The 13813-nt window shown below is 56.3% G+C and carries 15 protein-coding genes; all 15 read left to right on the top strand.

Features of this window, described 5'->3' with window-relative positions; all coding sequences use genetic code 11:
* Window positions 1-21 precede the first annotated feature (21 nt).
* The 15 genes from DW211_RS01620 to DW211_RS01550 all read left to right on the top strand — a co-directional run bounded on the left by DW211_RS01620 (window position 22) and on the right by DW211_RS01550 (window position 13692).
* Window positions 22-1515: a zinc ribbon domain-containing protein gene (locus tag DW211_RS01620; RefSeq protein WP_118258823.1), complete on the top strand. Its 1494-nt coding sequence runs from the start codon at window positions 22-24 to the stop codon at window positions 1513-1515.
* A 383-nt stretch (window positions 1516-1898) separates the two neighbouring features.
* Window positions 1899-3275, top strand: coding sequence for an SPFH domain-containing protein (locus DW211_RS01615; RefSeq protein ID WP_118258821.1), 1377 nt, complete (start codon window positions 1899-1901; stop codon window positions 3273-3275).
* Between the two features lie 12 nt (window positions 3276-3287).
* Window positions 3288-3989 (top strand): hypothetical protein, encoded by a 702-nt coding sequence (locus DW211_RS01610; protein WP_118258819.1) that lies wholly within the window; start codon window positions 3288-3290, stop codon window positions 3987-3989.
* 54 nt (window positions 3990-4043) lie between these two features.
* The gene (locus DW211_RS01605) at window positions 4044-4850 is read left to right on the top strand and encodes a hypothetical protein (RefSeq protein WP_118258817.1); all 807 of its coding nucleotides are present in this window, start codon (window positions 4044-4046) and stop codon (window positions 4848-4850) included.
* A 72-nt stretch (window positions 4851-4922) separates the two neighbouring features.
* Entirely contained in the window at window positions 4923-6578 is a 1656-nt protein-coding gene (locus DW211_RS01600) for a hypothetical protein (RefSeq protein WP_147357228.1), read from the top strand.
* A 41-nt stretch (window positions 6579-6619) separates the two neighbouring features.
* Window positions 6620-6811 (top strand): hypothetical protein, encoded by a 192-nt coding sequence (locus tag DW211_RS01595; RefSeq protein WP_118258813.1) that lies wholly within the window; start codon window positions 6620-6622, stop codon window positions 6809-6811.
* 284 nt (window positions 6812-7095) lie between these two features.
* Entirely contained in the window at window positions 7096-7440 is a 345-nt protein-coding gene (locus DW211_RS01590) for a type II toxin-antitoxin system RelB/DinJ family antitoxin (protein WP_118258811.1), read from the top strand.
* Window positions 7437-7904, top strand: coding sequence for a PIN domain-containing protein (locus tag DW211_RS01585; RefSeq protein ID WP_199576625.1), 468 nt, complete (start codon window positions 7437-7439; stop codon window positions 7902-7904). The genes DW211_RS01590 and DW211_RS01585 overlap by 4 nt, the downstream gene beginning before the upstream one ends.
* A 65-nt stretch (window positions 7905-7969) precedes the next feature.
* Entirely contained in the window at window positions 7970-8437 is a 468-nt protein-coding gene (locus DW211_RS01580) for a PTS sugar transporter subunit IIA (RefSeq protein WP_118258807.1), read from the top strand.
* Between the two features lie 187 nt (window positions 8438-8624).
* Window positions 8625-9845, top strand: a complete 1221-nt coding sequence (locus tag DW211_RS01575; RefSeq protein ID WP_118258805.1) for a peptidylprolyl isomerase — start codon at window positions 8625-8627, stop codon at window positions 9843-9845.
* A gap of 54 nt (window positions 9846-9899) precedes the next feature.
* Window positions 9900-10343 (top strand): GatB/YqeY domain-containing protein, encoded by a 444-nt coding sequence (locus DW211_RS01570; protein ID WP_006235801.1) that lies wholly within the window; start codon window positions 9900-9902, stop codon window positions 10341-10343.
* Window positions 10344-10662: 319 nt separating this feature from the next.
* Entirely contained in the window at window positions 10663-11394 is a 732-nt protein-coding gene (locus tag DW211_RS01565; protein ID WP_055251548.1) for an amino acid ABC transporter ATP-binding protein, read from the top strand.
* An 8-nt stretch (window positions 11395-11402) separates the two neighbouring features.
* Complete coding sequence (locus DW211_RS01560) at window positions 11403-12278, top strand: transporter substrate-binding domain-containing protein (RefSeq protein WP_118258803.1); 876 nt, start codon at window positions 11403-11405, stop codon at window positions 12276-12278.
* Window positions 12279-12303: 25 nt separating this feature from the next.
* Entirely contained in the window at window positions 12304-13050 is a 747-nt protein-coding gene (locus tag DW211_RS01555; protein ID WP_118258801.1) for an amino acid ABC transporter permease, read from the top strand.
* A gap of 3 nt (window positions 13051-13053) precedes the next feature.
* Window positions 13054-13692 (top strand): amino acid ABC transporter permease, encoded by a 639-nt coding sequence (locus DW211_RS01550; protein ID WP_055285379.1) that lies wholly within the window; start codon window positions 13054-13056, stop codon window positions 13690-13692.
* The last annotated feature ends 121 nt before the right edge of the window (window positions 13693-13813 follow it).

The following is a 13813-nucleotide window of genomic DNA, read 5'->3' as shown; positions in this document are numbered from 1 at the left end:
GCTGAAGTTCTAGGGGGATTTATGTACTGTGCAAGCTGCGGGGCAAAGATCAAAGACGGGGCGCGATTCTGTTCTGCATGCGGAAAACCGTTGGATGTGGATGATGCGCCGGCGAATGCTCAGCAGCCGCTTCCTTCAGGTACACCAAAGGCGTCTGCTGATAGAAAAGCGACAAGCGATCCTGCTGTATCTCGCGCAGAGGGCCCTTCTCCGGCGCCCTCTGATCATATGTCCTTTGCGGCCTTTATGATGCAGCGTCGGCAGATCGGCCGTTTTGCTGTGCCTACGTTTGTCACCATTCTTGCAGCAATCATCTTTACCGCTGGTGTCGCTTACGCCCTGGCCAAAGCTTACGAAGCCTTTGTGCTGCCTCAAGCGCAGCAGCAGGAGCAGCCGGCTGCAGTCGAGGAGAAGTCGTCTAAAAAGAAGGTCGCGGCAACAAACAAGAAAGCACGCAGGGCTTACGAGGGCGTGGTTGCGCGTTACGAGGACTTTGCGAGCTATTGCGAGCGGAAGGGGGCTGGTGCTGCCAGCTACGACGACTGGGCCCAGGGGCGCGGTGATGATTCTGGACTGGGGCAGATATTCGTTTATAACAACCAGACTGCCCCCGGCTTTTTAAGCTACTACTATGCTTTCGATGATTTGAATGGCGACGGAATTGACGAGCTGCTTGTTGGGTTTGTCGATGCGCAGAACGATATTTCGGCGATTGTGGGTGCCTACTGCTTTGTTGATGGAGAGGCCGTTTCGGTTATGCCTTCGTCAGAGATGGTAGAAGGCTCCAGCAATTTGACGAATCAGTATGACGGTTTTATTGCTCAGGGTGAGAGCCAAGTCATTACTGTCTGTAAGGACGGCATCGTTAAATTTACCTGTAGTCAGGATTGTAACCAGGCAGATTTCTATATTTCGCTTACTGCAGAGGGTCCTGAGGTCGTAGACGCGGTGCAAATTCAAAATAAGGAATTCGATAGGCAGAATGGCGCCTACTTGGTGAGGACCGTTGAGGATGGTGGCAAACCGCAGGAGGCGATGGTCCAGGGGCGTGAGGAAGCGTGCAGAATTCTTGACGAGCTCGCCGGGAAGTATCCGGAGGCCGACATTGAAATGCCGTCCGCAAGCAGCGATATGTGGAAGGCATTCAAAGGGGTGGAGCCTTCGGAGGGCTCTTTGAAGGACGGCTCTGGCACTGCGGACGATCGATCTGGCGCATCTCAAGCACCATCTGAAGCGGCATCCGATAGCAGCGACGATGGGGAGGCCGCTGCGCGCGGCGATGGCGTGATCGCCGACATGGATGCGTTCATTGCAAACGCCAAGCGCGAGTTGATTGTGCCAGATGACGCCTCTATTACGTTCAAGGTCGCTGATAAGCCAAACTATTGGGAGGGGGCGGCAACGTACGTTTGGTACGTCGAGTTTTATAAAGACGGAAAGGTCGTAGCGTCTGCGGAATGCGGCTCCGAAGGGTACCCATGTCGGTCGATTATGGCCTATCACGAGAGCTGGTAACTTTAACCGAGCCGTTTTGGCATTACAGCGCGCGCAGCTCTTATGTCTTTCCCCTTGTTCCATCCGACGAGTTTAGTTGCGGCTAAAACGGACGTTACGAAGAGCTGACCGAGAGGCCGAACGCGCTCGCCCGCTCAGCGGGTATGCCCCAAAAGGGCATCTGGGGTTCGAACCCTCCCGGTTCTTCGTCAGTTGACCAAAGGTGCGACATTATTGCCGCTCATCGGGGGTGGCTAAATGAGATGACTTGAGGGCTATAATTAGCCAAGCTAAGTTGGGGACAGATTGAGGCGCACAGGCTTTCGATGCGCCTGTCGACTCGGCAGTTCACAATTTATTAGACACGCGGAACGCGTGGTTTGGGATTAACGAAAGGAATCAGCATGTCACTGTTCCATAGCGATAACGAAAAGGAAGAAAAGCACAGCGGAATTCTCGGTGCCTTTTCTGTCGACAATATCAAATGGGAGCCTGGCAACGACGAAGATGCCTCGCTTGTCTCATTCCGCTATCCCTACGAGGATTTTCCCAACGGGTCCTATCTTCAGGTTGCGCAATCGCAGATTGCCGTTTTTACCAACAATATGGGGGCGGGCAGTTCTACTGACGCTACGGGTGCCGGCGATTCTCAGGTAAGCGTGTTTGTCGGTCCGTGCAAGATCAAGCTCGACACGGGAGACAGCCGATTCGCCCCGTTCCGCAATGCCGCCCATTCGCTTACCGGCGGTAGCTCGGCGTTTCATTCCGTTGTGTACTTTATCAATACTAACTACATGAACGAGCTGCGCTGGGGCACGACCGAGCCCATCATCGTCCAAGACCCTGAGGAAGACGTCAACGTTCATGTTCGCGCCTTCGGTTTGTTTGGCGCGCATATCGAGCAGAATAACTCGAGCCTGGTTCCCATTCAGGTGAGGAAGTTCCTCGTTAAGGTCGTGGGCACGCGAGATCGCTATACGCGAGAAGAACTTACTTCCTTTATGCGGGCAAAAATCCTTGAGTATGTTCCTGACCTGCTTGCCAAGGCGATTGTTGACCAGGAGGTTTCCGTTCTTAAAATTGCGACGCATCTGAGCGACTTCTCGTCTCAGATGCAGGGCAAGCTCGTTAACTATTTCGATGAGTTTGGTCTCACGCTCGATAACTTCTCGTTCAACAGCATCAAGCCCTTCGAAGAGGATCTTGCTGCCATCAACGAGATGAAGATCCAGCGTAAGCGGAGCATTCTCGAGGCGCAGGGTAACGCTGCCCAGATGGACATCGAGTCCGAGGCACTTGCCAGGAAGCGTGCGCGCGAAGGCTACAACTATCAGCAGGAGCGCGGCATGGACGTAATGGAGAGTGCTGCGGGCAATGAGGGGAGTGCCGCATCGGGCCTCATGGGAGCCGGCATGGGACTCGGCATGGGCGTTGGCATGGGCGGTGCATTTGGAGCTGGCTTCTCCAACTTGGCCAACCAGACCATGGGCGCTGTTGCTCCCATGGTTGGAACGGCTTCCGCGTCCGCAGGTATGCAAAACGGTCCCGTGTGTCCCAGTTGCGGAAACGTTAATCCGATGGGTGCTAAGTTCTGCCTGGAATGCGGACAAAAGCTCGAGCAGGGTGTTGCGTGTTTGGCGTGTGGGCATCTTAACCCGGTCGGTGCCAAGTTCTGCCTGGAATGCGGGAACCGGTTGATCTCGCCAAGGTGCCCGAGCTGCGGAGCCGAGTTGCCCGAAGGGACCAAATTCTGCCCCGATTGTGGAACTAAGATCCAATAAGGAGAAACAAAGATGAACGGTTCTGTTAAACGTGTCATTTTGGGCGAGGCAATCGTCTTGGTGGCGTGGCTTGTAATCATGTTTGTCTGCAAAAACGCGCTGATGAACCCTATCGTCTTTGCTATGTCGCTTGGCTTTGGGGTTTTGGCTTTTGCGGCGGCTTCGATTTCGGCTGCCATGTCCGATAAGCAGTCCACGGTCAAAAGCACGACCGAAATCCATTATTTGCCGGTCGCATCCAGCTGTGCCTACTTTGTCGTTGCCCTTCTGGCCAACACGTACTTTGTGTTTGCGGCATATGGGTGGGGCGGCAGCACGATTCCAGTCGTCGTAAACGTTGTCCTTCTTGCTGTGCTTGTCCTTGTGCAGATGGGTCTAGGCTTCAATGGCCGCCAGGTTGACCAAAAGGTTGCTGCCGTGGCCGCAAAGACGGTTCAAACGGCGCAGTTCGGATCGTATGTGGGACAGCTCCTCGCCGTGGCGCAGGACGCTCAGGTCAAAGCCGAACTCAAAGCGCTTAAGGATGACATCTCCTTTAGTTCCAACATGTCGCAACCCCATGTTCAAGAGATCGAGCGACAGTTCTCCGCCGCGCTTGAGGCGGTCTCGAATTCCATGAGTGCCGATGAGCCGGCAGATGTTACGGTTGGCCTTGTCCATGATGCGCGCAATATCTGGAAAAAGCGCAATGCGGCGCTGACCGCTGTCAAATAAGGGCTCGCGCTGCTTTTTGCCAGGGCACTTTGATGGTTGAAGTGGGGGAAGCTATTGGAAATCAACGGTATAACTTGTGAGGGCTGCGGCAGCACCGATGTCGAGTTTGACCCCGCAACTCGAAAGGTTCATTGCAACCAGTGCGGTCGCGAGATGTACTATTCGCGGGCGCGTCTGGGGGCCACGGGCAAAATCGCGTTTGCCAAGGACAATGCCATCAAGTTTTTTAAGGGTGGTAACTTTCCGGAGGCCCGCAAATTTGCCGCGGACGTGCTCAATATGATGCAAGACAACGCGGCAGCACAGTTTATGGTTGCGTACTGCGATGAGTTTTGCGAAGGTCTTTCGGGTTCGATGACGGTTTTCTTTAAAAGGGCCGAAGATATCCCTCTCGAATATGACGAAGTGCGTGACTTGATCGACTTGTTTGAGTCGACGCTCTACAACATGCGTGACTTTGAGGTTCAGATGGTATCGCTCGTGGTCGCCAATATGCAGAGCATGGAGGATCGGTCTCGGCTTGAGAGCTTTATCGATGCTGTGTGCCCGTTCTGCATAGCGCGGTATGCTTCGGAAGACTTTATGACCGCAGAGCGGGAGAGCTTCTATCAAGATATCGCCGCCAACTGCAACATACCCAAGACGTGTCTCGCACTACTCAAGGGCATTAGAGAGAACCCCGGGTCCCCCTATAAAACTGGTTCGTTTGCGTTGCGAAGAAGGACCTCGTACTTTCTCGAACACTATGTGGAGCCCGTCGGGCGCATCGTCAATTCGATGAAGGCAAGCCAATACAAACAGAAGTTTCTCGTGGCCTATCAGCAGGTGTCCGAGCAATACCGAAGCATGGCCTCTCAATAAAGCGGATGGCGGGTGCTTACTCGCTTAAAGCTATTGGATGATCTAAACAGTTCAAACTGAAAGGTGGTACAGATGAGTGATTCGGGATTAGATACTGCCCTTATCGAGCGCAGGATCGCCGCTATTGGAACAAAAGTTGACCAGATGACCACGAAGGTCGATAAGGTCGAATCCCAAATGGAGGAAGTGCGGAAGGACCTTAAAAAGCTCCGAAAGGACTTTCTCGAGATGATGCTCGAACAGCGTCGTACCGCCGCACTTGAGCAGGCGACTACGGAGCTCGTGAGCGTCCGGCAGGAGATGGACAAGAAGTTCGGCAACTACTCGGTGGTTCGAAACACCATGGTCGGTATTCTCCAGGCAACCGATGCAGCGCTCGTGCGCAAGGCGACGATTTCGACGGTCTCCGAGGAGTTAATGATTTCTACCCCGGACTACTGGCTGGCGCCTGTCCTGGTTGCCCTTGCGGCATGGATCAACAACAACCGAGATCTTGCAGAGCGCGCAATACGCGAGGCTGTCAAACGTGACAACGAGCACACGTCGCTTGCGATGGCTCTGATCTGCAGACGTAATAACCGCACGGCCACGTGCTACGAATGGCTCGCACGCTACTTCTCGACGCAAAACGCCGCCCGTATTGATGCCGATGCGATGGTCTACATTGATGCCTATATCAACGGCATCTTCGGAACCGACGAAAAGCACCTGTGCGACGACTATATGGCGGGCTGGATCGAGCAGATCAGAAATCAGAGCCCTGAGTTCGAGAATGAGCAGTCAGAGTCATGGGCGGAGTACTTTACCGGCTACGAGGAGGATATGAGCTCGAGATATCCGGCACTCAAGGTGGTGGTCAAGGAGTTTGACTACATCAATAAGTATCTCGGAAAAGTCGAGGCAATCGAGAGCATCTCCAATGACTTCGCCGACCTCAAGGCTTCTGATGTTGACGAGAGGACGCTTGCCGAGCAGGTTGACAGGCATCTGATGGAGCTCGTTAACTCCGATGACTCCAAGGAGCGAAATTTGCGCCGCCAGGAGGAGTATCTTCTTGCGGTCAAAGCATTTGGCGGAGACGTGGACCGCGCCCGAGAGCTCGTCAATCGTCGGCGCGATGAGAAGCGTCAGCAGACGATGAGCATCATCGACCAGATGACACGCTCGATGCGCGACCAGAGCGCGTCCGTGGATGTGCATAAAAAGAAGACCGCGATTCAGTTTTTGGGTTCCTATATCAACGGTGGTTTCAACCGGTATCGCAAGAGCGATGTCCCCGAATTTCCGCAGGCGATCACCCTTGACTTCGACGGATGGACAAGCAGAGCGGTCACCGGCGATGAGGGCAATGCGCTGCGCGGCGATTATGTTCGCTATGTCGGTGAAGAGAAGAAAAAGGAGCTCGCTGAGCTTGATGTCAAGGTTGCGAAGGGCAACAAGAGCCACAAGATAGCGGCCGTTGTCCTCGCTGTTTTGGGAGTAGCTTTCTTTGCGTTTGTAAACCAGGTTATTGGCATTCTGCTTCTTGCGGGGGCTGGCTATTGTCTAGTAAAGACGGGCCTCTCGAGCAAGCAGCGCGCTGCGGAGGCAGAAGAGATTGAGGCCAAATACTCCAAACGCATCCAGGAAGGCTGTTCCGAGATCGATCTGGCGCTTAATCAGTGGAAGAGCGCGAAGGAAGCGGCGGCCGAGCGCAGCGACCTGCTTAAGCTCGATAAGGTTGCCTAGCCGATAGGATTGACTCGATAACCATGAACGGAGTGAAATAGATGACTGATGAAGTGACTGATTTCGACCATAACGATGCTGCGATGCGGGACTTCGATGCATTGAGCGAGCTCGATAGTCTGTTTGAAGAGGACGAGCGACTGAAGCAAGCTGAGAACAATGTTTTGACTCAAAATCTCTCAGGCTTTGCAAACTGCTTTCCCGATTGGGATTTGCATCCGCCGGTAGCGTAGAAAAGCGCTTGAAACACAAGCTGCGATCATTTGGAAACATCGATGTTTCTGCGGGCTAGAAGCCATGGGGCTTTTGGCCCGCTGTCTTTCATATGCCGGTCGGCGGCATAGGGCATCAACCGTATTCTAGGTTCTTGGACGCCAGGCCGACTCGCTTCGGATCGGGCGCTACACCAACTTTCTCGAGACCACCAATCTGACAGGGCCTCGTCCGCGTGTGGACGGGGCCCTTTTGCGTGGCCTTTTATGTCTGCTATACTGCTAGCAAGTAGAGAGGAGCCGCTATGGGTACAGCAACGGTGCAGCTCAATACGCGAATCGATCCTATGCTCAAAGCTGGTGGCGATGCGGTCCTAACTCGCAATGGGTTGGGGCCGAGCGATGCCATTCGCGCGCTTTGGGCCTATCTTGTCGAGCATCAAGCGTTGCCGGGATTTATGCTGGCGGATAAGCGTGAGCTGCCCCGCGCGAAGAGCCTTGCCGAGCAGGGGTGTGGCCTAGCTTTTTCCTCGTTGGGGCTAAGCGCTTCGGATTTTGCGCCAGCTGAATCGTCTGCGGAAGACCGGGATGCCGTACGCGATGATATGTATGACGCGATGATTGCCGACATGGAGGCGAATTGCCGATGATTGAGGCAAAGCGTCTGCTGGTAGATACGAACGTTTGGCTCGATTATTACCTACAAGAGGGGGCATTCGACGAAGCGAAGTACCTGGTGGAGCTTGCCGAGGCGGGAAAGATCGACCTTCTGTATGCGCCAACGACGGCAAAGGATGTGTTCTATATTTTGCCTCGTCGTCTGGCCCGGCGGAATGCGAATGGGATTAACGTGTCATTTGCCTCGGCGTCATGGGCCTGCATCGAGCACATGATGCAGGTGGCAACCGCCTCTCCGCTTTCGTTGGCAGAGTGCGAGATGGCGCGCATGCTTGGCAAGCGCACGCCGGATCTCGAAGACAACCTCATCATTGCTTCGGGCGAGACGGCAGATGTTGACTACGTAGTCACGAGTGACCGACGCATGCTGGAGGCGATGCCCGAAGTTTGCCTGACGCCTGCCCGCGCTCTCGAGATGATTGGGATCCTCGACTAACCTTGCCTGTCTCGTTTCGCTATCATATGGGGCATTGTGAACCTCATGCAACTTTGGAGGACGGTATGGCGGATAACGCCGAGATGCTATTCTCGCCCGAGCTGGTGTTTTTTGATTGGGGGTGTGCGACGCCGGATGAGGTGTTTGCGCAGCTCGAGGACGAGCTCGCTCCGCGCGGCTACATTGCCGAGGGTTGGCTCGACGCCGTCCGCACGCGCGAGGACGCCTATCCCACGGGTCTCGCTATGCCGGCGGCAAACATCGCCATTCCGCATACCGATCCGGGATTTGTGGCCAAGCCCTATATCGCGGTGGTAAAGCCCGCTGCACCTGTGACGTTCAACGCGATGGCGGGTATGGGCGCCCCGGTGCCGGCGCAGATTATCATCAATCTGGGCATTGCCGAGCCGGGCGGCCAGGTCGAGGCCCTGCAAGCGCTTATGAATATCTTTATGGATGCCGACGCTGCAGCCGATGTACTCGGCCAGACCACGCCGCAGGGCATGGTCGACGCCATCCGCCGCCACTTTTAAGGCCGGCACTTGGGGACTGTCCCTAACTGTCGGCAGAAAAGGAACGTCCCTAACTGTCAACTGCCAGACCTGTCCCCTTTGCACCAAAATGGTGCAGATTAACCCGTCTCCCCTGCACCAGGTGTGTCGCGGGGGCTGCGTTGTGACACAATGGCGTTTGTTCGATTCGTGATGCGAAAGGCCAAACATGGCAAACAAGAAAAAGAACCCCGAGGCCGCGCCGACGCCCGAGCAGCAGACTCGCGCTGCCTCCAGCTCTCGCAAGAAGCAGCGCAAGACCTATGTGTCCAAGACCGTCAAGATTGTCCTGGTGGTCATCGGCGTGCTGGCGATGCTGCTCTCCGTCTCGGCCATGGCGTGCTCCGGTCTTATGTCGCAGACCGAGGACACCTCGGGCTACAAGCTGACCGGCGGTGTTGCCGCCACCATCAACGGCACCAACCTCACCGAGGACACCGTGACCAAGCAGATCATGAGCATGCGCACGTCCTATGGTTATACCAAGGACAAGGATTGGGCGCAGTACCTGGTCAACAACGACCTTACGCCCAAGAAGTATCGCAAGCAGCTCATCGATTCCTACACGCAGCAGATTCTGCTTCAGCAGGCGCAGAAGGAAAACGGCGTGACGGTGTCGGATGAGGAGGTCGAGAAGGCTTGGAAGGACGCGTGCAAGAGCGCGGGCGGCGCCAAGACCTTTAAGAAGACCCTTAAGACCTACGGCTACACCGAGGACACCTATAAGAGCTCGCTCAAGGAGAGCCTGGCGCAGCAAAAGCTCAAGGAAGCCGTGGCGCCTACCAGCAAGACCGAGGACAGCGAGATCGTCGATTACATCAACGAGAACCTGTCGAAGTACAACGATGCCCGCCGCTCGTCGAACATCCTGATCAAGGTCGATTCCGACGCATCCGACGAGGACAAGGCTGCCGCCAAGGCCAAGGCGCAGGAGTGCCTGGACAAGATTAACTCCGGCGAGCTGAGCTTCGAAGACGCCGTGGAGCAGTATTCCGACGACACCGGTTCCAAGGAGAAGAGGGGCGATGTGGGCTGGGACAAGCTCACCACCTTCGTCGACAGCTATCAGGCAGCGCTCGAGGGGCTCAACAAGGGCGATGTGAGCGACGTGGTCGAGTCGACGTATGGTTACCACATCATCAAGTGCACCGACTACTTCCATGTCGATAATCAGGTCGATGACATCAAGCAGGTACCCAAGGACATCAAGAAGTACGTCTCCAACGTGGTGAAGACGCAGGCGGCCAGCACTGCGTACAGCGAGTGGCTGGAGCAGTACAAGAAGGACGCCGACATCACCGTTAACCCCATGCCCAAGGACGTGCCGTACAACGTCAGCCTGAAGGGCGTCACCAAGAGTTCGACCGACAATTCGTCGACGACTGAGTAATCATGGGGCGGCGCTCGTGTGAGTGTCGCCCGCACTATTGAGGAGGATTTGCAGATGACCAACGAAGAGCTGCAGAAGGAAATGATCGCGGCCATGAAGGCCAAGGACAAGGTTCGCCTGTCCATCATTCGCCAGGTTAAGGCCGAAGTGAAGAACATCGAGGTCAACGAGCGTCGCGATGTGACCGAGGAAGACGTCAACAGCATGATCAAGCGTCTGATTAAGCAGACGAGCGAGACGCTGGAGATGTCCATCAAGGCCGGCACCGACCAGGAGCGTACCGACAACCTGACCGAGCAGGTCAAGATTCTGGAGAGTCTGCTGCCCGCGCAGGTTTCGGGCGAGGAGCTCGAGGCCCTGATCGAGCAGGTTATCGCCGAGCTGGGCGCCACATCTAAGAAGCAGATGGGCCAGGTCATGGGCGCGCTCGGCAAGGCCACCGGCGGCAACTTCGACAAGCCTGCCGCGGCAAAGATCGTCGGCGCAAAGCTGGCGTAATTTGTTGCGCGGTTTTACCAAACCGCGCAACGGCTCGACGCTGCAAACCCGTACACGCGGCAATCTGACGTTCAATTTCAAGGGCGCGACCATAAGGTCTGCGCCCTTTCATTTCACGTCACCTTGCTCGCGTGTACGGGTTTTCGCTGACTTATGCTCAACAAGGGCGGTTGGGCGCTCACTGGGGACAGACTTAAATGAGTGCCCAATGAGTGGGCGGAAGGTTGCGGGTTCTTTACGGGGATGTAGTGTGGGCTGCGGAAACGTGGTTCTTTCCGTACAATAGTTCAACTCGTGTAAACGCAGGGAAGGGACATCCATGGCAGACATGATCGAGATCAAGCATCTCAACAAGTACTTTGGCGACCTGCATGTGCTCAAAGATATCAACCTCACCGTCAAGCGCGGCGAGAAGCTCGTAATGATCGGGCCTTCCGGCTCGGGCAAGTCGACGCTCATCCGCTGCGTCGATTATCTTGAGGAGCCCACGTCGGGCGAGGTCATCATCGACGGTACGCCGCTCACCAAAAAGAATCACCTGGAGATGGCCCGCAAGTATAGCTCCATGGTGTTTCAGCAGTTCAACCTGTATCCCAACATGACGGTGCTCGGTAACCTGACGCTCGCGCCCATCAAGCTGCAAAAGAAGAGCAAGGAGGAGGCGACCGAGATCGCCATCGCCGCGCTCAAGCGCGTCGGCATGGCGCATAAGGCCGGCGAGTATCCGCAGAATCTCTCGGGTGGTCAGCAGCAGCGCATCGCCATCGCCCGCGCCCTGTGCACCAAGCAGCCCATCATCCTGTTTGACGAGCCGACCTCGGCGCTCGACCCCGAGATGGTGCAGGAGGTGCTCGACGTTATGATCGAGCTCGCGCAGGAGGACATCACCATGATCTGCGTGACGCACGAGATGGGCTTTGCGCGCCAGGTGGCCGACCGCGTCATCTTTATGGAGGACGGCCGCATCCTGGAGGAGGGCACGCCCGAGCACTTCTTCGATAACCCCGAGAACCCGCGCTGCCGCGAGTTCCTGTCCAAGATTCTGCACTAGGCGCGGTGATGGACATGACGGATATGACGAGGGCGGCTGTATCGCGCCGTCACTTTTTGCAGCTGGCTGGCGCCGGCATGCTTGCGCTGACGGGGACCGCGCTTGCCGGTTGCGGCAACTCCACCAGCGGCGAGGGTTCCGACAAGGGATCCAAGCTTGCGGCCATTAAGTCGCGTGGCCATCTGAATGCCGGCGTTAAGAAAGACGTTCCCGGCTACGGCTATTACGACACCGCCAAGGGTCGCTTTGAGGGCATGGAAGTCGATTTGTGCTACCAGATCGCCGCTGCCGTCTTTGGCGTGAGCTACAAGGAGGCCCGCGCCCAGGAGCTTGTCGAGTTTACCGACGTAACGCCCAAGACGCGCGGCCCGCTGATCGATAACGGCCAACTTGACGTGGTCGCGGCGACCTACACCATCACTGACGAACGCAAGAAAAGCTGGGATTTCTCTACGCCGTACCGCACCGACTACGTGGGACTCATGGTCAAGAAACGTTCGGGCTTCACCTCGATTGAGGACCTGGACGGCAAGGTCATCGGCGTGAGCCAGGGTGCTACCACGCAGGGCCTGATCGAGCAGATGATCAAGGACAACGGCTTTAGCTGCAAGCCCGAGTTTAGGGCCTTTAGCGGCTATCCCATCATCAAGAGCTCGCTCGACGCTGGCAATATCGACGTCTTTGCCATGGACCGCTCCACGCTGGCCGGTTACATGAACGAGACCGTTGAGCTGTTGCAGCCCGAGGTCAAGTTTGGCGAGCAGGGCTACGGCGTGGCGACCAAGAAGGGCTGCGACCTTTCGGCCGTGGTCGATCAGGTGATTTGCGATCGCCTGGCCGATGGCTGGCTCGACCAAGAGGTCAAGACCTGGGGTCTTGTATAGGCGCATCGTCCAAGGAAGGAATCAAATGCTCGAAGGATTATTTGACGCCGACCGTTGGTCGACGACATTTCAAAACATGGGGCCCTTCTGGGAGGGCTTTGGCGTGACGCTGCAAGTGGTCGTTGCCGGTCTGCTGCTGTCGCTGGTGCTGGGCACGCTGCTGGGCGTGTTCTCTACCACCCGCTTGCGCGTGCTGCGCGCCATAAGCCGCGTGTACGTGGAATTTTACCAGAACACCCCGTTGCCCGTACAGGTGCTCTTTATGTACATGGCCGGTCCGCAGTTTTTACAGGCCATAACCGGTGCCGACCAGCCGGTGCGCATCGCGCCGTTCGTGCTGGGCTTCTTGGGCGTGGGTCTGTATCACGCGGCCTACATTTCGGAGGTCATCCGCACTGGTATCGAGGCGGTTCCGCGCGGTCAGATGGAGGCGGCCCAGAGCCAGGGCTTCACCCGTGCGCAGGCGTACTGGTACATCGTGCTGCCCCAGACATTCAAGATCATTCTGCCGCCGCTGTGTAACCAGGCGCTCAACCTGGTCAAAAATACGTCGGTGCTGGCGCTTGTGGCCGGCGGCGACCTTATGTACCGTTCCGACAACTTTGTGAGTCTGTACGGTTACCTGCAGGGGTACATCGTCTGCTGCCTTATGTACTTCATTATCTGCTTTCCGCTCGCCATGCTGGTGCAGTGGCTCGAGCGCCGCTCCAAGGAGCGTCCGCGCGGTGTGAGCCTGGCCGAGCTGGGGCTCGACAACGTAGAGGAGGCCTAGCGCATGGAAATCTTCAACGCGACCAACCTGCTCTACATTTGGGGCGGCTTTGTTAAGACCATAGAGATCTCGGCGCTGTCGATCTTTTTCTCGCTCATCTTTGGCACGGTGCTGGCGCTCGTTAAAAGCTATGCGCCCCGCCCATTCCGTATTCTGGTGAGCGCCTATATCGAGCTGTTCCGCTGCACGCCGAACCTGCTGTGGATCCTGTTTATCTACTTTACGGTGCAGGGTTTGGACATTGTGATTTCGACCATTGCCTTTACGCTGTTTACCAGCGCCGTTATGGCCGAGATTGTGCGCGGCGGTCTCAACTCGATTCCGCGCGGCCAGTTTGAGGCGGCGCAGAGCCAGGGCTTTGGCTTCTTTGCCACCATGCGCTACATCATTCTGCCGCAGACGTTTAAGACGATCATTCCGGCGCTGTTTAGCCAGTGCACGACCGTCATTAAGGACAGCTCGTATCTTTCGGGCATTAACGTGGCCGAGCTCATGTACACGGCAAACGTCGTGATGGCCCACGCGATCGATCTGTCGCAGGTGCTTATGCTCTACGGCCTGGTGTTTGCGATGTACTTTGTGCTCAACTTTGGTATCTCGTTGCTGGTCCGAGCATATCAACGCCGCATCGTAGCCGCATAGCCTGGCTTTCCCTGGCACCCAACCTTGGCCTTCAAACCGTCGCTCGCGTACCAAAGTACGCGTCGCTCCTCTTTCAGGTCAATCTTGGGCACCAGGAAAACCCAGGTACGGTATCGTGGGA

It is taken from the genome of Collinsella sp. AM18-10 (assembly GCF_003471585.1).
GTDB lineage: Bacteria > Actinomycetota > Coriobacteriia > Coriobacteriales > Coriobacteriaceae > Collinsella.
This window is presented reverse-complemented; position numbering and strand designations above follow the sequence as displayed.